Raw genomic sequence first — 23,234 nt, 5'->3', positions numbered from 1 at the left:
TTGCTTTTTTATAGGGTATATTTCATATCCAATTTGCCATCATATAGATTAAGTTGAATACATTGTGGAATTAAAAAACGCCAATTTTTTATCAGATCAATTAACGCCTTTTTTATCATTCAATCGTGAGCAATGGGCGGAATTGCGTAAATCAGTACCTTTAACTCTAACTGAGCAAGATTTAAAACCTTTGTTAGGCATTAATGAAGAGTTATCTTTAGATGAGGTGCGTACTATTTATTTACCACTAGTGCGTTTAATTAATTACTATATTGAAGAAAGCTTACATCGTCAGTATGTGATGAATCGTTTTCTTGGTGTGTCTCCAACAAAAGTACCTTATATCATTAGTATTGCAGGTAGTGTAGCGGTAGGGAAAAGTACATCGGCAAGGATAGTTCAATCTTTGTTATCTCAATGGCCAGAAACAAGAAAAGTTGATTTAATTACGACTGATGGCTTTTTATATCCATTAGCCAAGTTGCAAAAAGAAGAGATTTTACATAAAAAAGGTTTCCCTATTTCGTATGATACTCCTCGTCTGCTTCGTTTTTTAGCCGATGTTAAATCAGGTAAGCCGAATGTGAGTGCACCAATTTATTCTCATTTAACTTACGACATTATTCCTGATCAATTTAATCTTGTGGATCAGCCAGATATTTTGATTCTAGAGGGATTAAATGTGTTACAAACAGGAGATGGTCGTTCAAATCAAATGTTTGTATCTGATTTTGTAGATTTTTCTATTTATGTGGACGCAGATGAAACCTTGTTAAAAGAATGGTATATCAGCCGTTTCTTGAAATTTCGTCAGAGTGCATTTAGCGATCCAAATTCTTATTTTAAGCACTATGCAAATTTGTCCAAAGAGGAGGCTATTGTAACTGCAGGTAAGATTTGGGATGAAATTAATGGATTGAATTTACAGCAAAATATTCTACCAACCAGAGAACGTGCCAATCTAATTTTAACTAAAGGCGCTGATCATGCAGTTGAATTGGTTAAACTCAGAAAATAGTGGAAAACGAATAAAAGCACCAGACTTTTGCTGAATTGATATAAAGTACGGTGCTTTTTAGTTCATTATTATAGAATAAAACGGCTTAAATCTTCATTTTCAACTACATCACCTAATGCATCTTCTACATAAGACGCATCAATATTGATTAACTGACCACTCATCTCACTTGCACTAAATGAGATTTTATCCATCAAACGTTCCATCACAGTATGTAAACGGCGAGCACCAATATTTTCAGTTTTTTCATTTACACGGAAAGCCGCTTCAGCAATTTTCTTGATCGCATCTGGCGTAAATTCAATATTAACACCTTCCGTTGCCATAAGTGCTTTGTATTGCTCTGTTAAAGAAGCATTTGGCTCAGTTAAAATTCTCTCAAAATCGACCGCACTTAATGCAGATAACTCAACACGAATAGGTAACCGTCCTTGGAGTTCTGGAATTAAATCAGATGGGCGTGCCACTTGGAATGCGCCTGACGCGATAAATAGGATATGATCTGTTTTTACCATGCCATGTTTAGTACTTACTGTAGTGCCTTCAACTAAAGGCAGTAAATCACGCTGCACACCTTCTCGAGAAACGTCTGCGCCACTGTATTCGCCTTTTTTACAGATTTTATCAATTTCATCAATGAATACGATACCGTTTTGTTCAACGGCATCAATGGCTTTTTGTTTTAACTCTTCTGGATTAATTAATTTTGCGGCTTCGTCGTCGATCAAGGTTTTTAACGCATCTTTAATTTTCATTTTGCGTTTTTTGGTTTGTCCACTTGATAGATTTTGGAACATAGATTGCAATTGATTTGTCATCTCTTCCATACCAGGTGGCGCCATAATCTCAACGCCCATTGACGGTGCGGCAACATCAATATCAATTTCTTTATCGTCTAATTGCCCTTCACGCAATTTTTTACGAAAGATTTGTCGTGTTGTACTGTTGTTATCACTTTCTTCAACTTGTCCCCATTGATTTTTAGCAGGCGGGAGTAGTGCATCTAAAATACGATCTTCTGCAGCTTCTTCAGCACGGAAACGGTTTTTTTCAATTTCAGTTTGTCTAACTAATTTCATTGCACTATCAGTTAAGTCTCGGACAATTGAATCGACTTCTTTACCAACATAACCTACCTCAGTGAATTTTGTGGCCTCCACTTTAATAAACGGGGCATTGGCTAGTTTCGCTAAGCGGCGAGCAATTTCTGTTTTACCTACACCTGTTGGTCCAATCATCAGAATATTTTTCGGAGTCACTTCATGGCGAAGCGGTTCTTGTAATTGCATCCTGCGCCAACGGTTTCTTAATGCAATTGCAACTGCTCTTTTAGCATCTGCTTGACCAATAATGTGTTGGTCTAATTCAGAAACAATTTCTCTAGGGGTCATTTCAGACATATTTTTCTCTCTTTTTTCTTTAATGTGACGCTAATTTTAAGACAATCACGCCACTAATAATCATTAATGCACCAAGTGTACGCCAGAAAGTCAGTGCATCGTTGTAATATAGCACGCCAACAATAAAGGCTCCCGCTGCACCAATCCCTGTCCACACTGCATAAGCAGTTCCCATTGGGATTGATTTTTGGGCAAGCCATAGCATAGCACCACTACCCATCATAAAGGTTATTGCGATAAAAAGACCAAGCCAACGCGTTTCTACTTGATTTGCCATTTTGAGACCAATTGGCCACCCAATCTCAAGTAATCCTGCTATTACTAAGTAGAACCATGCCATATTATATCTTTGATAAGTTAAGGTAATTCTTCGATCGTCAAATTAGTATTAGTATAAACACAAATATCACCAGCGATTTGTAGCGATTTTTCAACAATGTCACGGGCTGATAAATCAGTATTTTCTACTAGAGCACGAGCAGCAGATAAAGCAAAATTACCACCAGATCCAATTGCTAAAATTTGATCTGCTTCGGGTTGTACTACATCACCAATGCCTGTAATGATGAGACTTTCTTTTTCATCTGCAACGATAAGCATTGCCTCTAGTTTGCGTAATGCGCGATCAGTGCGCCAATCTTTAGCTAATTCCACCGCACTTTTTAGTAAATGACCTTGATGCATTTCTAGTTTACGTTCAAATAATTCAAATAACGTAAACGCATCGGCAGTTCCCCCAGCAAAGCCAGCAAGGACTTTACCATTATATAAGCGGCGAACTTTACGTGCATTCCCCTTCATTACTGTATTGCCTAATGACACTTGGCCATCACCACCTACGACGACTTTACCATTACGGCGAACACTTACAATCGTTGTCATTTTGTTTTCCTTTTATGCCAAAACGTATTGGCTAATATTGAGATGTTATGCAAAAAATCAAGGTAATCCCTTTAGAAACTATTTGATATTTACATAAATACGTTGTGCTTAATTTAATTAAAAATACCAAATAAAAATGCAATAAAGATCATTAAACCAAAATAATTGTTATTTAAGAACGCTTTAAAACAATCTTCTCTTTTCCGATTTTTGATCAGCTTACATTGATAAATGAATAGTAAAGTTGCAAGGAATAGCACCACAAAGTAGCTACTGTGTAATTTTGCGAGGTGACCAATAAATGCTAAAAAAATCAGAGTCATGATTTGTAATAAAGAAATAATTTTATTGTCGTATTGTGCAAACAAAATCGCTGTTGATTTTACGCCAATTCTCAAGTCATCATCACGATCAACCATCGCATATTGAGTGTCATAAGCGACTGTCCAAGTTAAGTTAGCAAAAAAGAGTAACCAACATTCTAAAGGAAGTGATTCAATTGATGCACCATATGCCATTGGAATTGACCAACCAAATGCCATGCCTAAAAATAATTGTGGAAGGTGAGTATAGCGTTTCATAAATGGGTAAATAAAGGCGAGAAATACGGCAATAAAAGACAAAGCTATCGCATAATAATTGAGAAAGAGAACTAAAATAAAAGCACATAAAATTAACAAAGCAAATAAATATTTTGCCTCTTTGGGAGTTGCTGTGCCTGTTGCTAAGGGACGTTTTGAGGTCCGTTTTACTTTGCCATCAATATGCCTATCTGCATAATCATTAATGACACAGCCTGCTGCACGCATTAAGATTACACCTAAAATAAAAATAGCCAAAATACTGATATCAGGCATTCCTTTCACAGATAAAAAGAGTGCCCAAAGTGTTGGCCAAAGTAATAATAGGGTACCGATAGGTTTGTCAAAACGCATTAATTGTGCATAAGCAATCAATTTTTGTTTAGAGATTGACATAATGTTCGCTATTTAATTAAAAGTGCGGTCATTTTACTGCAAATTTTGTCAGATTTCCTTACAAAATCATTTTGTTAATTAGATTGATGATGAATAAGCTATTTTTATGATACTTGATATAAAGATTTAGCCCAAATACTCGCTTTAGCAGAGCAAACATATTCGAAAGTTCAGTCTATGGTGTCCTTTATTGAGCGAGTAAGCTAAAAACGTATTAATAAAAGATTCTTGTTTGCAATTAATTATATATTTCAGTTTAGCGCTAGACTTATAAGATTCCCTTGTTAGAATGATTGAATTACTCATTAATTTTTAATTTGACCGTTTTATGGATAGCTTTATTAAATTATTTCATCTTTTTGTTGCTTCAGCACAGTTTTCTATTTTAGCCAAAATGTCGATGGCAATGTTACTCGGTGGTATTATTGGGCTAGAACGGGAGTTAAAACGAAAAGCTGTTGGGGTAAAAACGTGCGTTATTATTGCAGTTACTACTTGTGTCCTAACGATTGTTTCGATTCAAGCGGCAGAACATTACGCGCAAGTTTCGGAGAATATTCGTACTGATCCAATGCGTTTAGCGGCTCAGGTCATTAGTGGTATTGGCTTTTTAGGCGCTGGTGTTATTTTACGTAAGAGTAATGATGCGATTTCAGGTTTGACGACAGCTGCGATTATTTGGGCGGCAGCTGGAATTGGTATTGCCAGTGGCGCGGGTTTTTTCTTTGACGCGATTATTGCAACAATGATGATTTTAATCGCTGTACGTTTAAGTCCAATTGTGCAAAGCCTAGTACGCCGTAAAAATAAAATTCGTAAAACCAAGTTAACGATTCAGCTCAGTACACCGACTGCGATTGGTAAAATCACTGATATTTTAATCAATAATAATTACCGTATTGATAGTTTAAATGTCAAAGATTTACCAAATACAGATGATGTAAGATTAAATATACGTTGCTTAATTACAGATAAAACAATGCTACAAAATGTCTATTTATTATTAAAAAATGAATCAGAAGTAGTGAGTGTAGATATTGAAAATTAAGAGAGTATTAGAGTGTGACAATGTTTTATAAACGTTAAATTTGGACGATAACTTATTGTAATATTTGGTTATTTTAAATAAAAATAATTATCATTTTTCTTATGTTATTGATTTATATCATGTTTTATATCATGTTTTTTATCATTAACATTATTTTCTTTTGAAAAACCTTGATCTGTCTCATTATTTCTACCCCTTTTTAGTTGTTAAATAATAATACTTTTGTGTTTTTGTTTATGACATAACCGTTGGGGGAGAAGTTATGGATAAATCAATTGTCAATCCTACATTGACCAGAAGGTCTTTAATCAAAAAAGTATCAATCGGTGCTACATTAGCCGCTACTAATCTCTCATTACCCTTTAAAACTGTTGCTGCAGAGAAAAGTGTGGTCAGTTCTACAGAAGAAAGGGTTGTCTGGAGTGCTTGTACAGTTAACTGTGGGAGTCGTTGCCCGTTAAGAATGCATGTTAAAGATAACAAAATTCTCTATGTTGAAACGGATAATACAGGGACTGATACTTATAACCTTGATCATCAAGTAAGAGCGTGCCTGCGCGGTCGCTCAATGCGTCGTCGTGTCTATAATCCAGATCGTCTGAAATATCCTATGAAACGAGTGGGTAAACGAGGTGAAGGTAAGTTTAAACGTATTAGTTGGGATGAAGCATTGACTGAAATTGCAGCATCCTTGCGTAAAAATATTGAAAAGTACGGCAATGAATCTATTTACCTGAACTATGGTACAGGGACTCTTGGCGGTACGATGACAAAATCATGGCCGCCAGGCTCAACAATGATAGCGCGTTTTATGAACTGTTTAGGGGGCTATCTTAATCACTATGGCGATTATAGTACTGCACAAATTGCGGTAGGTCTTGATTATACTTATGGTGGTGGCTGGGCTTCAGGTAATGGACTGGCGGATATTGAAAATACTAAATTAATCGTGTTATTTGGTAATAATCCAGCAGAAACACGTATGAGTGGTGGGGGATTAACTTATTGTATTGAACAAGCTCGTGAGAAATCAAATGCGAAAATGATCGTAATTGATCCTCGTTATACTGATACTGCTGCAGGTCGTGAAGATGAATGGATCCCAATTCGTCCAGGTACTGATGCAGCACTCGTTTCAGCACTTGCTTATGTCATGATTACAGAAGATTTGGTCGATCAGGCATTTTTAGATAAGTATTGTGTTGGTTATGACGAAAAAAACTTGCCAGAAAGTGCGCCTACAAATGGGCATTATAAAGCGTATATTTTAGGGCAAGGTGATGATGGTATTGCGAAAACACCAGAATGGGCATCGCAAATCACAGGTATCCCAGAGGTTCGTATTATTAAATTAGCACGTGAGATTGCAGGGGCAAAACCTGCTTATATTTCACAGGGGTGGGGACCGCAACGCCGCAGTAATGGTGAGTTAATTTCTCGTGCAATTGCTATGTTGCCTATTTTGACGGGTAATGTCGGTATTAGTGGGGGGAATACAGGGGCAAGGGAAAGTACTTACAAAATACCCTTTGTTCGTATGCCTACCTTACAAAATCCAGTAAAAGCTAGTATTCCAATGTTTATGTGGACTGATGCTATTTTCCGTGCACATGAAATGACGGCATTAACAGATGGTATTCGAGGTGTTGATAAACTCACTGCACCAATAAAGGTTATTTGGAACTATGCAAGTAACTGTTTGATTAATCAACATTCAGATATTAATCGTACCCATGAAATTCTGCAAAATGAAGAACAATGTGAATTGATTATTACAATCGATAATCACATGACTTCTACTGCAAAATACAGTGATATTTTATTACCAGATTGTACTGCGTCAGAACAAATGGATTTTTGTATGGATGCATTTGTGGCGAATATGAACTATGTTATTTTTGCAGATCAAGCTGTTACCCCCGCATTTGAATGTCGCAATATTTACGATATGTTGAGTGCACTTTCTGAAAAAATGGGTATTAAAGAACAATTTACAGAAGGTCGGACACAAGAAGAATGGCTGCGGCATATTTATCAATTATCACGTGAGAAATTACCTGAACTACCTACTTTTGAAGAATTTAGAGAGCAAGGTATCTTTAAAAAAGTTGATCCAAATGGTTTTTATATTGCGTATAAACATTTCCGCGAGGATCCTATAGCACATCCTCTCAAAACACCTTCAGGCAAAATTGAAATTTATTCTGAACGGCTAGCAGAAATTGCACAAACATGGAAATTAGAAAAAGATGAAGTGATTCATCCGTTACCTGTTCATGCAGATAGTTTTGAGCATTATGGCGATAAATTAATGGAGAAATATCCATTACAAATGACAGGATTTCATTATAAAGCACGTACACATTCTACTTATGGCAATGTTGATGTAATCAAAGCGGCTAACCCACAAGAGGTTTGGATTAATCCTTTGGACGCGCAAGCCCGTAATATTAAAAATGGCGATATGATTCGTATCTTTAATGATCGTGGCGAAGTTCAAATCCACGCCAAAGTCACCCCACGTATTATTCCAGGTGTGGTTGCATTAAGTGAAGGCGCTTGGTATGCCCCAGACAGTAAAGGGGTTGATCATGCAGGGTGTGTTAATGTGTTGACGACACAACGACCATCGCCTTTAGCAAAAGGTAATCCACAACATTCTAATTTAGTTCAAGTTGAGAAGGTCTAAGGAGTGAGCTATGGAACAATATGGTTTTTATTTTGATTCAGAACGCTGTACAGGCTGTAAAACTTGTGAGTTAGCCTGTAAAGATTATAAAGATTTAGATACTGAAGTAAATTTTCGCCGTATTTATGAGTATTGTGGCGGTAATTGGATTGAAGATGGCAAAGGCTGCTGGAATCAAGACATCTTTACTTATTATATGTCAATTTCTTGTAACCATTGTGATAATCCAGCCTGTGTAAAGGTTTGTCCAACAGGCGCAATGCATAAAAATGCTGATGGTTTCGTGATTGTTAATGAAGATATTTGTATTGGCTGCCGTTATTGCCATATGGCATGCCCGTATGATGCACCACAATATGATGCAGCGAAAGGTCATATGACAAAATGTGATGGCTGTTATTCTCGTGTAAAAGCGGGGCAAAAACCAATTTGTGTTGATGCGTGTCCATTACGAGCCTTAGATTTTGCGCCTATTTCTGAATTGAGAGAAAAATATGGCGAACAAGCCTCAATTGCACCTTTACCGCCAGCAGATCTTACTGCACCAAATTTAGTAGTGAAAACGAATAAACATGCTCGCCCAAGTGGCGATACAACGGGTTTTTTAGCTAACCCAAGAGAGGTGTAGAATGAATGGATTACATGAATTACCTTTAGTGATTTTTACTGTATTAGCACAATCCGTTGTGGGTGCATTTTTACTCTTTTCGATGGTGCTCTTTGCCACTCAGGATATCCATTATCGCCGTTATATCCATAAAGCACTATTTGTATTATTAGTGTTATTGGGTATTGGTTTTATTGCATCTATTGCACATTTGGGGTCACCATTGCGCGCGTTTAACTCGTTAAATCGTGTCGGTGAATCTATGTTAAGTAATGAAATTGCGACAGGCGTATTATTTTTTACTTTAGTTGGTGTGTATTGGATGTTGGCTGTTTTAGATAAGCTACCTAGTGCACTTGGTGGTTTCTTATTAGTACTCGCTTCTGCTGTTGGTGTCATTTTTATGTATATGATGAATCAAGTTTATCATATTTCGACTGTACCTACATGGAATACGAGTTTTACTACATGGAATTTCTACTTAACAGTGATTCTAGGGGGCTTTACACTTGGTTATGGCTTATTACATACTGAGCGCCCAGATGGTAAAATTGTTGCTTGGGTACCTTCTATTATTTCAATCACAGCACTAGTCGCTGCTATTATTGCAATATATCAGGGCTTTAGTCTGGCAGGGATTGTGACTTCAGTACAAAAAGCAAATGTACTTGTGCCTGATTTTGCAATATTAACAGCTGTGCGCTTTAGTTTAATTGGTTTTGCTATTGTATTGTTGTTCTATATTGTGCATAAACCTACTTCAATGGTCAGTAAGCTAATTGCGGTAATTAGCGTACTTGTTGCTGAGATGATTGGTCGTTTGCTGTTTTATGGCTTACATATGACAGCAGGCATGGCGGTAGGTGCTTAACTGACGTAATATGGGGGGTAGGTTTATACTTACCCTTTAGTATCAAGGATAAAGTGCGGTCTTTTTTAATCATTTTTGGGTAAATATATGAATACAGCGCAGCTAGAATGGATCTCAGTTTCGGGTCGTTTATTAGGTTCATTATTTTATTATGCACCTGATAATCAGAATTTGGCGCCCATTATTGATTTTTTCCAACAGTCTGATTGGCAAGCAGAGTGGCAGCCCACACTTAGTACAGATGTTGTTGTAAAAATTGAGCAAGGACTGCTTTCTGAACAGTTGGCATTTGAATATCAGCATTTATTTATTGGTCCAAATGCATTAATCGCCCCACCTTGGGGATCCGTATATCTTGATCCTGAATCAGTGATTTTTGGTCATTCTTTATTGAAACTACGAGAGTTTTTACGCCAACACGAGATTGCTTTTGTAATAGAACAAAATGAACCTGAAGATCATATTGGTTTGATGCTAATGCTGGCAGCTTACTTAGCTGAAAATCACCCTGAGTTATTGAACGTATTTTTAGCAGAACATTTTTTAACTTGGTCAACACGTTATTTACAACTGATGGCAGCACAACAAGAATCTGCCTTTTATCAAGGAATTGCATTATTGACTCAGCTTACTTTGACTGATTGGCAGCAACAGTTAGCTATCGAAGTACAAAAGGCCCGTTTATATCGTTAACAAAAATCATATTTGAATATGATGTTAAAACACATTGCAGATAGTTCGCAAAATAACCGAGATGAACGTTATTATGAGGCATATTTAAGCCATCATAAGCTGTCTCGTCGAGGTTTATTACGTGGGTTATTAGGTGGAAGTGAGCAGGCAATTAAGCAAGAAAAGCGTCAACACAATCGTCCTCCTTTTGCCGCTAAAGAATCATTATTTGTTGAAGTTTGTAATGGTTGTGGGGATTGTGTAGATGCTTGTCCTTATGGTTTGATTCACCTTATTGAGCACAAACCTGTCCTTAATATTGATTTTTCTGCTTGTGATTTTTGTTCTAAATGTGCCGAAGTATGTCATCGTCATGCTTTACATTATGCTTTTCCAGCTGATACTGAACTGCGTCCTGAGTTTGCAGCAACTTGTTTACTTCAACGTGGGCAAGTTTGTGACGAATGCCAACAAAAGTGCCCACAAGATGCAATTGTTTACTCCCACAATCAGCTGTCAGTTAATCAAAATTGTAATGGTTGTGGTGAATGTAAAATAAGTTGTTTTGTGCATGCTGTGACGCTTATTACTCATTATAGTTAAATTTTTAATGCATATAAAAAAGGGCGCTTGCGCGCCCAAACTAACCTAACTTAGCGTTAATTATGGATAATAAGTGCGGTCAATTTTAAAATTGACCGCGATTTGTATTAACCTGTGATCTCTGCAACCTCGACTTTGCGATTTTCATAGCGAGACTTGGTGCAGGCATCTGCTGTAGCAATTGCTGCTCTTGCGGCTTCACCAGTAAGTAATTTCTCGAATTCTTCTGTTGGTTTCATACCATGTAAAATATCATTTAGATATTTCATTTCTTTTTTCATAATAGAGCTGAGCCACATTGGGGTACGTTTACCAGGTTTACCATATTGAATTGCACCATCCATTTCTGTACTGGTATAAATTCGAGTACGATCATCATCTTCCTCTTGCGTTTCGTGAATAAGGAAATAGCTATCTTTGCCATCGACACGTAGTGTACCTTTACAATGGAACATATCTAACTTAATCGCACCTTTTTCACCTTGAATAAGTACATAATGTTCTCCCCAGCGGAAAGCTGAGCCCCATTCAAGTACAGCAAAACGTCCATCATCAAATTCTAAATTGAGGAATAACATATCGTCTTCATCACCAAATTTTTCACCTTGATGTGCAACATTACCCGCTGTCATCGTGACTGTTTTAGGCATACCACCCATAATAAACTGAATACAATCTAATTCGTGGATGTGGTGATATAAATGACCACCTGATTTTGCACGAATTTTTTTCCATGAAATACTAGGTTGTTCATCTTCCCAGCCATTACGAGCAGAATGGCAATATAATACTTTGCCAATCACACCTTGTTTGATTAATTCTTTTGCATGATGAACACCATTAAAGAAATTCATGACGTGGCCCGCCATAAAAATCACTCCATTTTCTTCGCAAGTTCTTACCATTTCATCACAATCTTGGTAATTAAGTGCAATTGGTTTTTCACAAAAAACGTGTTTACCATGTTTCGCTGCCTCAATTACTGGTTCTTTATGTAGGTAGTTTGGTGTCGCCACAATGACACAGTCTACTTCAGGACTACTTACCAATTCTTTTAAACTATTGGCTGCAATGCAATTTAATTCTTGTGCAATAGTTTGCCCATTTTCGGGGTCATAAACCATTGTGACTTTTGCATTCTCATTTTCGTTCATAAAACGTGCTAAATCTGCACCAAAATAACCTACACCTACAACACCATATTTGATCATTTTAATTCTCCTCACATGACGATAAATAAATTCTATTTCACGGAACCTTCAGATAATCCACTTGCAATTTTATTTTGGATAAAGCAAAAGAAGATAACAGAAGGGATAACCACGAGCACCGAGGCCGCCATCATATCGCCCCAATCAAGAATTTCTGCACCATTTAAAGAGCGTAACGCTACAGCTACAGTCATCTTACTTGTATCGTTGACTAAAATAAGGGCGTATAAGAACTCATTCCACGCATTAATAAAGGTATAAATTGCAGTGGCGACAATACCTGGCGCGACTAGCGGTAAAACAATTTTGAAGAACACTGTAAATTTATTAGCACCATCAATTTTAGCAGCCTCTTCGATTTCAATAGGTACGGTTTGAAAAAAACCAACTAATAACCACACAGCATAAGGCACACTAAAGGAAAGATAGACAACAATTAGCCCCGTGGTGGTATTTGTCAATCCCACTTTTGCCATCGCAATCGAGTAAGGAATAGCAAGTAAAATAGGTGGGAAAATATAAGTTGTAACTAATAATTTAGACATAATGGATCCTAGTTTAGGAAAGAATCGCACAATGCCATAAGCCGCCATAGATGAAATCGTAATGGCAATGACCGTCGTAACAAGGGAAATAAACAAACTGTTTTTAATATTTACAATGAAATTAAGGTCATAAATGACGTGTTCAAAATAGTCTAAGGTTAAGACTTTTGGCCAAAAACGAGTGGGCTCACTTGTTAATTCTCCCTTACCTTTAATGGAGGAAAGGAAAATCCATACCAACGGAAAAATAGCAATAATAGTGGTTACCGTCAGGAAAAGATGAGAAATAATGTCGCCCAATAGAGTAGATTTCTTTTTCATATTATTTCCCCTCTTTTTCCCAACGGTTAATAATTTTGAAGTAAATGAAACAAACTGAGAGTAAGAAGATAAACAGTAGAACAGTGACTGCAGAGGAACGTCCTAACAATTTACTGCCCCAGCCCATATCATAAGCAAAGATTGGTAGTGTCATTGTGGCATTAGCAGGGCCACCACCTGTAATCAAATAGATAATATCGAAGTTATTAAAGACCCAAACAGTTCTCAAGACGACGAGTAACCCAACGACTAATTTAATATGTGGTAAGGTGATGTAACGGAAAATTTGCCAAGCATTTGCACCATCAATTTTCGCAGCCTCATATTGATCAGCTGGTACTGTTTGTAACGCAGATAAGACGTTTACCATAATCATTGGTGCACCAAACCATATATTAATAAACACTAAACACACGAATGCCCAAGTTCGATCAGAGAGGAAATTCGGTGCGACTTCCATGAGACCCAGTTGCACTAGCATATTAGGTAAATAACCGTATACACCGTTTAAAATCCATTGCCAAGAGAATGCAATGACAATAGTTGGGAATGCCCAAGGAATGATAAGTAAAATTTTATAGAGCCATTTGAAACGTCTGACTCTATTTAACGCTAATGCGAGGAAAAACCCCACTAATACTTGTCCTGTCAATGAAAGAACAGTCCACTTTAATGAGTTAAAGAATGATAGCCAGAAGTTGGGATCTGAAAGGACAGCTTGATAATTAGCAAAACCAACAAAGCTATAATTCGGCATAATTAAGTTTTTATTGGTAAAACTGTAAAAAATACTTGATAGAAACGGGTAAACAAACAGAACGGATACGACTAGCATCGCGGGTAATACAAATATCCATCTGGTGTAGTTATGTTGTCTGTAGTACATAAGGAAAACTCCTTATTCAATCCATTATTTACGCTAAATTTTGGGTAAAAGTCCCCTAATGCTTATTTGTGTAAGCAAATTTGAAAGACATTAGGGGATTGGGTTGTTTACGGGGTTACAACAGCTTCGAGTAAAGCATTTAATTCTTTTTCTGCTTTTTGTGCAGCTACCATTGGATCCGTTCCATTTATCACAATATCTTGGAACATTTTTTCAATAATATGCTGATTAGTTAAGATACCCGCTTGCACACTTGGACCATGCTCATAGCCAATAGCTGTACCAAGTTGCACTGCGTCTGTAATCACTTTTTCTGCGTGAGCAAATTGTTTGATAATTGGATCCTCTTTGTAAGCTGGGTCATCAGAAATTCCTTTTATTGCAGGTAACATACCTACTGGAACAGCTTTTAGGAAAGAAATATAGCGCTCTTTATCATAAAGTGTTTTCATAAAGGCTTTGGATACATCAGGGTGTTTTGAATTTTTCCAAATGACCATTGGAATATTGGCTGTTTCCAATGCAGGTGTTGGATCATTTTCATTGATTTTTGGTACAGGGTAAGCATCAACAAACTCTAATAATTGTGGAGAGTTCGCTTTTACACCACCAATTTGGAAGCCTGAGTTAAAATCAAACGCGGTTTTACCTTGATAATAAAGCGTTGCTTGTTGTAACACATTATAATTCACAGAATCTTTTGGTGAGGTATCTTTATACATTTTTACCCAATATTTAATCCCCTCCTGTACTAATGGGCTAGTGAGATCGACTTTTAAATCCTTGGTCAATAGGCTACCACCGCCACTGCGTACATAAAGATTTAAGAAACGAGTTGCGATAAAATCATTACTACCCATTGGTACAGAAAGCCCATAGACACCCTCTTGCGTTAGTTTTTTAGCTGTGTCATAAAGCTCATTCCAAGTTTTTGGCACAGATAATTGGTGTTTTTCCAAGAGATCTTTACGTATCCACATCACTTGAGCATGAGAATAAAGTGGAATCGAGTAATTTTGTCCTTTTACTGTCCCTTCACTAATTGCAGCTTCAGAAAATTTATCGCGCCCAATACTATCAATAAGATCACCTAGAGGTTGAAGTGCACCAAAGTTAATCATTTCTACAACTTGATTTGGTAAAGCTGTACTTAAATCAGGTACGTTACCTGAAGAAAGACCTGTAGTCCATTTAGTATAGAAGTCATTCCAAGAGAAGGTTTCAATTTTAATTTTGACTTTAGGATTTTTTGCCTCAAATTCTTTTGCAGCTTGTTGAATGATTTCTAAGCGAGGTCCTTGAGTGAATGAGTGCCAAAATGTAATATTACCTGCTAACTCTTGCCCATCTTTTGGCATTGCCGCACTTGTTTGAGTTGTTTTATTTTCCTCATTACAGCCCGTTAATACAGAAGCACCAGCAATAATTGGCAATAAAACAGAAAAAAGTTTTTTCAATTTCATAGAGAGAATCTCCTATTCTTATTAACAATCGTTAAAATCATTTATTAAAGCTGTAATAATGATTTTTCTGTTTGTGGATCAAAGAAATGTGCATATTTCATATCAAATGCTAAATTAACAACTTGTTCCATTTTGATATTTTGTCGTGCATGGACAATTGCTTTAATTTCTTCGCCATCAATATCGGTATGTAAAATATATTCTGCACCAAGTAATTCTGCGACATTAATATAAGCGTGGATCATTGAATGTTGATATATACCTAATAACATAGGATCATTAGAAATATTTTCTGGTCGAATACCGAGAATAATATCTTTATTATCAAATCCTTTTTCTTTTATTAATTGATAATGTTGTTCTGGGATAGCAAGAGTTGTTCCTTTTGGCGCAATAAATTGACCATTCTCAATTCTTCCATGAATAAAATTCATTGTTGGTGCACCAATAAATCCTGCAACAAAAAGGTTATTTGGCGTGTTATAAATTTCTTTTGGTGAGCCAATTTGTTGTACTACGCCAGCTTTCATCACGACAATGCGATCAGCCATTGTCATTGCTTCAGTTTGATCATGGGTGACATAAATCGTGGTTGCATGAAGAGTTTTATGGATACGAATAATTTCAGCACGCATATTACCACGTAGCTTAGCATCTAAGTTAGAAAGAGGTTCATCCATTAAGAATACTTTAGGCGAACGGACAATCGTTCGTCCTAGAGCAACACGCTGACGTTGCCCCCCTGATAAGGCTTTAGGTTTACGATTGAGGAGGGCATCTAAGCCAAGAATTTTAGCGGCTTCTTTAACTTTTTGGTCAATTTCATCTTTAGGAAACTTACGCAATTTTAGTGCAAATGCCATATTGTCATAGACAGTCATATGTGGATATAAGGCATAAGATTGAAAGACCATTGCAATATCTCGATCTTTTGCTTCCACATCATTTACTAGACGTTCATCAATATAAAATTCACCACTAGAAATATCTTCTAATCCAGCAATCATTCGTAATAATGTTGATTTACCACAACCAGAAGGACCAACTAAAGCAATAAATTCTTGATCTTCAACACTTAAATTAAAATCTTGTACTGCATGAAAACCATTATCATAACGTTTATTAATATTATTCAGTAATAACGTTGCCATATGTATCCACCTTAAAGTAATATATAGAAATATAGTTTATTCGTAGATTTTAAAAACAACTTAGCGCATTAAAATGATTTCATTAATTAAAAATGGAATTTTTAATTTTGTCACTTATTTAGACATATGATGTCCTATATTTAAATAAATATAAAGAGATCCAGATCACAAAAATGAGAAAACTATGGAGAAATTAACTAAAAAAGCGGCATCTCTTGCTTTGCAAGAAAAAATTAAAGAGCTGATTATCAAGCGAAAAATGAAGTCTGGTGATTTGATGCCAACCGAGAATGAGTTAATTGATTTGTTTGGCGTTAGCCGTTCTAGCCTGCGTGAAGCGATTAAGTCACTAGAAGCATTACATATTCTCGATATTCATCATGGTATAGGAACTTTTGTTGGAACGTCATCTTTAGTACCAATGATTCGAGGATTAACGTTTTATGCACAATTACATTTACAAGATAACTTAAAAAGCATTATTGATATTTTAGATGTGCGAGAAATATTGCAATATGGATTTGCTCCTATTGCAGTACAAAAGATAAATTCACAAGAGGTTCAGCAATTACAGCAGCTCGTACATATCTTAGAAGATAATGCACAACAAGGCTTATTTTCTATTAAAGAGGAGCATCAGATTCATCTATTAATGTATCAGTCAGTGCAAAATCATTTATTAACCCAATATTTAGATGCATTTTGGCAAATTTATCAACAGCTTGATGGAGAATTACCAAAAATTCTGATTTCTCCAACTGCACTTGCTATGCAGTATCGAGAATTAATCGATGCAGTTGAAGCACGTGATCTTGAGCGTGTACAAAGAGCGATTTTGTATTATTTTCAAGCAATGAGACAACGTTTAACACAAGGAAAAGACAATGAGTAACATTAAAATTGCTTTAATTGGTTGCGGATTTTTTGGGCAGCAATTAGCGCTAGGTTTTACAAAGGCAGGCGCTGAATTACTTGGTGTTACTGATCTTTCTATGGCATTGGCGGAAAACCTAGCACAAAAATTAAGTACTCAGGCTTATGTGGACACAGAAACTCTCTTACAAGAAACTAAGCCTGATTTAGTTTTAATTGCAACCCCTAATTATGCACACAAAATACCCGCAGTCACGGCGTTAAAATATGGTAGTCATATTTTTATTGAAGTCCCTTTTAGTATTCACCAAAAAGATTGCGAAGAAATCCTTGCATTAGCAAATGAAAAAGGAAAAAACGTTTATATTGGCCACTTATTGCGTACTTTACCTGGGCTAATCAAAACAAAAGCATTAGTCGAGCAAGGAATATTAGGCAAAATTACAGTAGCAAGAGCAAATAGACAACGTTGGATTGATGATTTCCAAGATAAAAATTGGTGGAAAAATGATGTCAACTTAACAGGTGGTAAGTTATTTAATGAAATACATGAGTTGGATTTACTTTGTTGGTTATTAGGCGATGTGAGTTCTGTTTATGCACAATCTACTAATAGAGCACATCCAGATACGCCAAATCACCATGATATTATCCAGTTATTATTGCAATTTAAAAGTGGTGTATTTGCGTCTTTAGAAATGGGCACCGCGTATCGGCTACATGAGTGGGGAATTGCGATTCATGGCGAGCTTGGTGCACTTGTAGTTAATTTCTTTACATCGACTGTTACCTTAACACTTGCTGATGGTATAAGAGAGCAATTCAATTTATATGATGAATTTGAAGCAGACTTATCGTTAAGAGAAAGTGGGAAAGCCACTCAAAAATATAATTCGGTCACTAGTCTTGCTCCACTTTGGTTAACAAGAGCGGTGGAGATTGAAGCTGAGATTGTCGTACAGAGCCTTATTAATAATGAAAAAGCTACCGTGTTAAGCCAAAATGTAATAGAAGCGGTGACGGTAGCTTGTGCAGCAAGAAAATCGATTGAAACACAACAACAAGTCAAAATCGATTGAGTAATTTAAATCAGAAAGGGGCGGTAAATGAAATATTACTGCCTTTTTTATGAATCAAATATATTTCCATCTCTTAGAATATGTAGATTACCTTTACGACGTAAAAAACCCGAACGATCAAAATATTCTATTAATTGGACAACTAACTTACGCCCAAATTTTAATTCGTCTCGTAATTGATTAACTGAAATAGCGCCGTGTTCGGCAATGAATTGTTTGATTAAGCGAGAATATACGTAGATTGTTTCGGTGAGAAAAAAACGATCTTTGACAATCGGAGTAAGGTAGCCTAATTTTCCTGCTTTGTAGAGAAAAGTTCGCATAGTCGTTTCTTCTTGCTCTAATACATTAGCTAAATCACGCACCCATAGTGCTTGCCCATGATTTTGTTCAAATTGCGCTAATACAGCTTGCCAGAGTTGTTGTTCTTCTGCTGAAAAGTGAATTTTATGTTCGGGTAGATGTAACCAACCGCGTGTTTGTTGTAACTTATCTGTATTTAATAGTTCGTCGATAAAGTGATAAATCAATTTTTCTGGTTGATTTAATGTCGCGATACGATATAAACGGGCTTTACTAATGCCTAGTTGATCGTTATGTTGTTCATGGTACTGTGTTAGTGCATTCAATAGTTTTTCATTTTGTTGTTGTTGGTAGTCTTGGTTAAAACACCAGTCTTGAAAGCAGGTTTGCTGATTTTCTTTTAAGCTCTCATCTAGCTGGCTCGGCGTTAATTGTTCTGTCCACATTAATGTTTGTGCAGAAATAGCCTTGTTTTGTAAATAAAGTGCGGTACGTTTTGCAGAAGTTTCTGCTTGTTGTAATTGCTGTAAAAAGGCTAATCGTTCTGCGCTACGTTTATATCGCTTTGGTGAGTTGATCTCTAATACTTTGGCACCTGCAATAACTTGTTTTGCATCAGCGCTGCGTAAAATTAATTTATCACCATAAGTTAAAAAAAGTGGCTTATCTAAAATGATCTCAGCTAAACCTAGTTGAGATGGAGATAGCGTTTTAGTTTGTAATAAATTCAATTTCCCTGTCGTTCTTGCGCAAGCATGGTATAGATGTATTACTTGGCTTTCACCTAATGGGATTTCCGTATTGATTTGAACACTAATACGTTCTGTTGCAGCTTGTGGTGGTTGTGAAAATAACCAATCACCTCGCTCAATTAAAGAACGATCTAAATCGGTATGAATATTGAGCGCCAATCGTTCACCCGCAGCGCCTAAGTTGGCTTTTTGATTTTGGCTGTGGATATTTTTTACTCGTACTGTTTGTCCTGTTGATAAGTACAATTCATCATCAATTTTGACTTGTCCAGTAAATGCGGTACCTGTAACGACTGTACCTGCACCTTTTACACTAAACACCCGATCAATCGCATAACGGAAAGGTTTATTTTGATCAGCTAGATTCGGGAGCTGTGCTAAATATTCGCGTAATGTTTCGATTCCCTGTGTGGTTTTAGCAGACGTAATAAAAAGAGGCGATTGAGCTAAGATGGGGTAATTTGCCTTTAATTGTTGAGAAAGCTGGTCAATTTGCAGTGAAGTTGCACGGTCTGCTTTTGTAATAACGACAATAATTTGTTGTAGCTGTAATAAACGTAAAATTGTGAGATGTTCCTTGGTTTGAGCTTGAATCCCTTCATCTGCTGCAACAATTAGCATGGCATAATCAATGCCGCCTAATCCAGCGAGCATATTAACTAAAAACTTTTCATGACCTGGTACATCAATAAAGCCTAAAGTGCGGTCTGTTTTTCCCAAATCTGTTAATGGTAAATAGGCATAGCCTAAATCAATCGTCATACCACGTTTTTTTTCTTCGGGTAAATGTGCTGTATTTGTGCCTGTTAGCGCTTGTAATAATGCCGTTTTACCATGATCAACATGGCCTGATGTAACGATAATCATGTTATTAGTGTCCTCAAATCAATTTCTACATAATTTTAGCACTTAGCAACAGAATGGCTAAGATTTTTTCAGGATTGCTAGCCTACTATGGTGTTTATTCCATTATGTTGTGATCCTGCTCACAATTATGTGAATAAAGCATTGTGATTGAATAATAATCCTTCTAATCTCAGCAAGAAATTTGAAAAGAAACAATGTGTTGTATATCAAATATGCTAAGAATGAGGTAACGATGAAAAAGATTATTTTAGATTGTGATCCTGGTCATGATGATGCGATTGCGATTTTACTGGCGCATGGTAATCCTGAAATTGATTTATTAGCGATTACTACAGTAGTGGGCAATCAAACTTTGGAAAAAGTTAGTCGTAATGCGTTAGCTGTTGCTGAAATCGCCAATATCATTGGTGTACCTATTGCGAAAGGCTGTGTACGTCCTTTAGTACGTGAAGTGGAAGTCGCTCCTAACATTCATGGTGAATCAGGTATGGATGGTCCTGTTTTGCCAGAGCCAACTTTAACGTTAGATCCTCGCCATGCAGTAGATTTGATTATTGAATTAGTGATGACTCATCCAGCGAAAACCATTACATTAGTACCTACAGGCGGGTTGACGAATATAGCCATGGCAGCGCGTAAAGAACCACGAATTGTAGAGCGAGTGAAAGAAGTGGTATTAATGGGGGGCGGCTATCATACAGGGAACTGGAGCGCAGTAGCCGAATTTAATATTAAAATTGATCCTGAAGCGGCACATATTGTGTTTAATGAAAAATGGAAAGTCACAATGGTTGGTTTAGACTTAACACACCAAGCACTTGCTACTCCAGATGTTGTTGAGAAAATTGCGCAAATTCCAACCAAACCAGCGAAGTTTGTGCTCGAACTGCTCGAGTTTTTCGGCAAAATGTATAAACAAGCACAAGGTTTTGATTATCCGCCAGTGCATGATCCTTGTGCGGTAGCTTATGTGATCGATCCAAGTGTTTGCACAACAAAAGCTGTGCCAGTCAATATTGAACTGACAGGTACACATACATTAGGTATGACAGTAGCCGATTTCCGTTACCCTATTCCTGAAAATTGCCATACACAAGTGGCAATGAAATTAGACAAAGATAAATTCTGGGGGCTGATTTACGATGCACTAAAACGCATTGGTTAATGCTAAGAGAATAAAAAAAGAAGGGGCAATTTAAAAATGCCCCTTTGTTATTTAAATGTATTTTAAAGCCGTTTAACGGTTTCTAATAACGGCGCTAAACTGGCAAGACTGCGTAAATCGAGCCAGATTTTTTCTTTTTCTACTCGGCAAATGATCGGCTGGGGTAAACGTTTAAAACGTTGTAAAAGTGCGGTCAATTTTCCAGAAATTTCTGTCGAAATCGTGATAGCAACAGAGGGAATTATCGCTAATGGTTGTGAACCGCTGCCAATTTGTGCCGAACTGTTTTCAATTTGCAGTAAATAATCAGTGTCTAATTTTTCTTGTAACGCAGTTTTTAGCTGTTCTGCTTTGGCGAGTAACTCATTGACAGGTTGGGTCAGCAAATAAAGTGCGGTCAGTTTTTCACTTAATTTTTCAGGTTGTAAATATAAACGCAGTGTCGCCTCCAAGCCTGCTAAAATCACTTTATCGCAACGTAATGCACGTTTTAACGGATGGGATTGCAGGCGATCAATCCATGCTTTTTTCCCAACAATAATGCCAGCTTGCGGACCACCTAATAATTTATCCCCAGAGAAAGAAATTAAATCCACCCCTTGCGCCCATTTTTCTTGTACAGTCGGCTCTGAAGGTAGTCCATATTGGCTTAAGTCCACTAAAGCACCGCTACCAAGATCCGTTATTACTGGCAGATTAAATTCATTCGCTAACTTAACTAATTCTTGTTCAGATACAGATTTTGTAAAACCACAAATTTGATAATTACTGCTATGCACTTTCATTAAAAATGCCGTATTTTCGTTAATTGCGTTGCGATAATCACTTAAATGGGTACGATTGGTCGTGCCGACTTCAACTAATTTACAACCCGCCTGTTGCATAATATCAGGAATACGAAATGCACCACCAATTTCGATCAATTCTCCTCGCGAAATAATCACTTCTTTGCCTTGCGCAAAGGTGGCTAACATTAATAAAACTGCCGCTGCATTATTATTGACCACACAAGCCGCTTCTGCACCAGTTAACTGACCGAGTAATTCACTAATATAATGATCCCGATGGCTACGTTTGCCCGCCTCTAAATCATATTCTAACGCGACATTTTGTTGCATCGCTGTTAAGGCCGCTTGTTGTGCTGCTTCTGACCACAACGCACGCCCCAAATTGGTATGTAACACGGTGCCTGTCAAATTATGTACAGATTGAATATTGACTTGCTGTTGTTGCTGTAATTTGTTGCGAATAGTTTCAATTGTGTATTTAAAATCGGTGAAAAAGTGCAGTAATTTATTTTCATTTTTTATACTTTCACGCCCTTGCTCGATTAATTGACGGCAAATATTGACCACCGCTGAATGCCCAAATTCAGCAACCAGCGCCACACCATCAGCTGTTTTTAAGATTTTATCGACGGAAGGAAGACTTTGATAGAGAGACATTGTTATTCCTATTTTATTTACAAATTAAATTGACTCAATCATACTCGTTTTCTTAGCAAAATTCAGTAAGCAGTACGATCAAAGGAGAATTTTGTGATGAAGTTAAAAAACTACGGTCATTTGTATGGAGGATGATTCACTCACTTGAATCTATTCCTTATTTGCGTTAAAGTTTGCACTAATTCCAACACGGAGGAGCGTCGTTTCCGGTGAAGCGGCAGGACTTCAAATCCTGTTGAGGTTGCCAGCAATCTCGGGTGGGTTCGACTCCCATTCTCCTCCGCCAATCCATAAATCAATCTTCATCAAACCTCACCAAAATAATCAATAAAACCCAGTAAAATCAAGGTTTATAGTATTTAACTCAAAATAAAAACCGATCATCCTTAATGTAGAACAGTTAAAT

At 36.9% G+C, this 23,234-nt stretch carries 21 protein-coding genes and 1 tRNA gene; 11 read left to right on the top strand and 11 right to left on the bottom strand.

The features are described 5' to 3' along the window. Positions 1–64: 64 nt before the first annotated feature. Complete coding sequence (gene coaA, locus K7G93_RS07660; RefSeq protein ID WP_223667571.1) at positions 65–1,018, top strand: type I pantothenate kinase; 954 nt, start codon at positions 65–67, stop codon at positions 1,016–1,018. Between the two features lie 68 nt (positions 1,019–1,086). Here the strand turns inward: coaA and hslU are convergent, their stop codons facing one another. The 4 genes from hslU to ubiA all read right to left on the bottom strand — a co-directional run bounded on the left by hslU (position 1,087) and on the right by ubiA (position 4,277). Next, positions 1,087–2,418: an ATP-dependent protease ATPase subunit HslU gene (gene hslU, locus K7G93_RS07655; RefSeq protein ID WP_223667569.1), complete on the bottom strand. Its 1,332-nt coding sequence runs from the start codon at positions 2,416–2,418 to the stop codon at positions 1,087–1,089. A 19-nt stretch (positions 2,419–2,437) separates the two neighbouring features. Further along, positions 2,438–2,758, bottom strand: a complete 321-nt coding sequence (locus K7G93_RS07650) for a DMT family transporter (protein WP_049215555.1) — start codon at positions 2,756–2,758, stop codon at positions 2,438–2,440. Positions 2,759–2,775: 17 nt separating this feature from the next. Next, positions 2,776–3,300 carry an ATP-dependent protease subunit HslV gene (hslV, locus tag K7G93_RS07645; RefSeq protein ID WP_049215557.1) on the bottom strand — a complete coding sequence of 175 codons (525 nt, stop codon included), beginning with the start codon at positions 3,298–3,300 and terminating at the stop codon, positions 2,776–2,778. 113 nt (positions 3,301–3,413) lie between these two features. Beyond that, complete coding sequence (ubiA, locus tag K7G93_RS07640) at positions 3,414–4,277, bottom strand: 4-hydroxybenzoate octaprenyltransferase (RefSeq protein ID WP_226690856.1); 864 nt, start codon at positions 4,275–4,277, stop codon at positions 3,414–3,416. A gap of 328 nt (positions 4,278–4,605) precedes the next feature. Between ubiA and K7G93_RS07635 the strand changes: the two genes are divergently transcribed. The 6 genes from K7G93_RS07635 to napF all read left to right on the top strand — a co-directional run bounded on the left by K7G93_RS07635 (position 4,606) and on the right by napF (position 10,767). Further along, positions 4,606–5,325: an MgtC/SapB family protein gene (locus tag K7G93_RS07635; protein WP_049215561.1), complete on the top strand. Its 720-nt coding sequence runs from the start codon at positions 4,606–4,608 to the stop codon at positions 5,323–5,325. Between the two features lie 262 nt (positions 5,326–5,587). After that, on the top strand, positions 5,588–8,014 hold the full coding sequence (locus K7G93_RS07630) for a DMSO/selenate family reductase complex A subunit (protein ID WP_226690855.1): 2,427 nt from the start codon (positions 5,588–5,590) through the stop codon (positions 8,012–8,014). Between the two features lie 10 nt (positions 8,015–8,024). After that, positions 8,025–8,642 (top strand): DMSO/selenate family reductase complex B subunit, encoded by a 618-nt coding sequence (locus K7G93_RS07625; protein ID WP_224045754.1) that lies wholly within the window; start codon positions 8,025–8,027, stop codon positions 8,640–8,642. Between the two features lies 1 nt (position 8,643). Then, positions 8,644–9,492 (top strand): dimethyl sulfoxide reductase anchor subunit family protein, encoded by an 849-nt coding sequence (locus tag K7G93_RS07620; protein WP_115323234.1) that lies wholly within the window; start codon positions 8,644–8,646, stop codon positions 9,490–9,492. A gap of 87 nt (positions 9,493–9,579) precedes the next feature. After that, positions 9,580–10,185 (top strand): Tat proofreading chaperone DmsD, encoded by a 606-nt coding sequence (dmsD, locus tag K7G93_RS07615; RefSeq protein WP_224045753.1) that lies wholly within the window; start codon positions 9,580–9,582, stop codon positions 10,183–10,185. Positions 10,186–10,203: 18 nt separating this feature from the next. Further along, positions 10,204–10,767: a ferredoxin-type protein NapF gene (napF, locus tag K7G93_RS07610; protein ID WP_224045752.1), complete on the top strand. Its 564-nt coding sequence runs from the start codon at positions 10,204–10,206 to the stop codon at positions 10,765–10,767. A gap of 107 nt (positions 10,768–10,874) precedes the next feature. Here the strand turns inward: napF and K7G93_RS07605 are convergent, their stop codons facing one another. The 5 genes from K7G93_RS07605 to K7G93_RS07585 all read right to left on the bottom strand — a co-directional run bounded on the left by K7G93_RS07605 (position 10,875) and on the right by K7G93_RS07585 (position 16,344). Next, positions 10,875–11,978, bottom strand: a complete 1,104-nt coding sequence (locus K7G93_RS07605; protein ID WP_049215574.1) for a Gfo/Idh/MocA family protein — start codon at positions 11,976–11,978, stop codon at positions 10,875–10,877. A gap of 32 nt (positions 11,979–12,010) precedes the next feature. Continuing rightward, positions 12,011–12,844: a carbohydrate ABC transporter permease gene (locus K7G93_RS07600; RefSeq protein ID WP_049215576.1), complete on the bottom strand. Its 834-nt coding sequence runs from the start codon at positions 12,842–12,844 to the stop codon at positions 12,011–12,013. A 1-nt stretch (position 12,845) separates the two neighbouring features. Beyond that, positions 12,846–13,730: a carbohydrate ABC transporter permease gene (locus K7G93_RS07595; protein ID WP_049215577.1), complete on the bottom strand. Its 885-nt coding sequence runs from the start codon at positions 13,728–13,730 to the stop codon at positions 12,846–12,848. A gap of 107 nt (positions 13,731–13,837) precedes the next feature. Next, the gene (locus K7G93_RS07590) at positions 13,838–15,193 is read right to left on the bottom strand and encodes an ABC transporter substrate-binding protein (protein WP_049215580.1); all 1,356 of its coding nucleotides are present in this window, start codon (positions 15,191–15,193) and stop codon (positions 13,838–13,840) included. Between the two features lie 44 nt (positions 15,194–15,237). Next, on the bottom strand, positions 15,238–16,344 hold the full coding sequence (locus K7G93_RS07585) for an ABC transporter ATP-binding protein (RefSeq protein WP_049215581.1): 1,107 nt from the start codon (positions 16,342–16,344) through the stop codon (positions 15,238–15,240). Between the two features lie 184 nt (positions 16,345–16,528). Between K7G93_RS07585 and K7G93_RS07580 the strand changes: the two genes are divergently transcribed. Both K7G93_RS07580 and K7G93_RS07575 read left to right on the top strand, forming a co-directional pair. Further along, entirely contained in the window at positions 16,529–17,236 is a 708-nt protein-coding gene (locus tag K7G93_RS07580; RefSeq protein ID WP_115323232.1) for a FadR/GntR family transcriptional regulator, read from the top strand. Further along, positions 17,229–18,296, top strand: a complete 1,068-nt coding sequence (locus tag K7G93_RS07575; protein ID WP_226690854.1) for a Gfo/Idh/MocA family protein — start codon at positions 17,229–17,231, stop codon at positions 18,294–18,296. Before K7G93_RS07580 ends, K7G93_RS07575 begins: the two co-directional genes overlap by 8 nt. A 47-nt stretch (positions 18,297–18,343) precedes the next feature. On the opposite strand, the gene selB is transcribed toward K7G93_RS07575, so the two are convergent. Continuing rightward, entirely contained in the window at positions 18,344–20,218 is a 1,875-nt protein-coding gene (gene selB / locus K7G93_RS07570) for a selenocysteine-specific translation elongation factor (protein WP_226690853.1), read from the bottom strand. Positions 20,219–20,450: 232 nt separating this feature from the next. On the opposite strand from selB, the gene uriH reads away from it, so the two are divergent. Beyond that, the gene (gene uriH, locus K7G93_RS07565; protein ID WP_191135391.1) at positions 20,451–21,383 is read left to right on the top strand and encodes a uridine-preferring nucleoside hydrolase UriH; all 933 of its coding nucleotides are present in this window, start codon (positions 20,451–20,453) and stop codon (positions 21,381–21,383) included. Positions 21,384–21,445: 62 nt separating this feature from the next. Here the strand turns inward: uriH and selA are convergent, their stop codons facing one another. Then, entirely contained in the window at positions 21,446–22,828 is a 1,383-nt protein-coding gene (selA, locus tag K7G93_RS07560) for an L-seryl-tRNA(Sec) selenium transferase (protein WP_226690852.1), read from the bottom strand. A 191-nt stretch (positions 22,829–23,019) separates the two neighbouring features. Between selA and K7G93_RS07555 the strand changes: the two genes are divergently transcribed. Beyond that, a tRNA-Sec gene (locus K7G93_RS07555) sits at positions 23,020–23,114 on the top strand. The last annotated feature ends 120 nt before the right edge of the window (positions 23,115–23,234 follow it).

Source organism: Pasteurella canis (genome assembly GCF_020810675.1).
In the GTDB taxonomy this organism is placed as follows: domain Bacteria; phylum Pseudomonadota; class Gammaproteobacteria; order Enterobacterales; family Pasteurellaceae; genus Pasteurella; species Pasteurella canis.
Note: the sequence above shows the minus strand (reverse complement) of the source record. Positions and strands in the feature narration are given on the sequence as shown.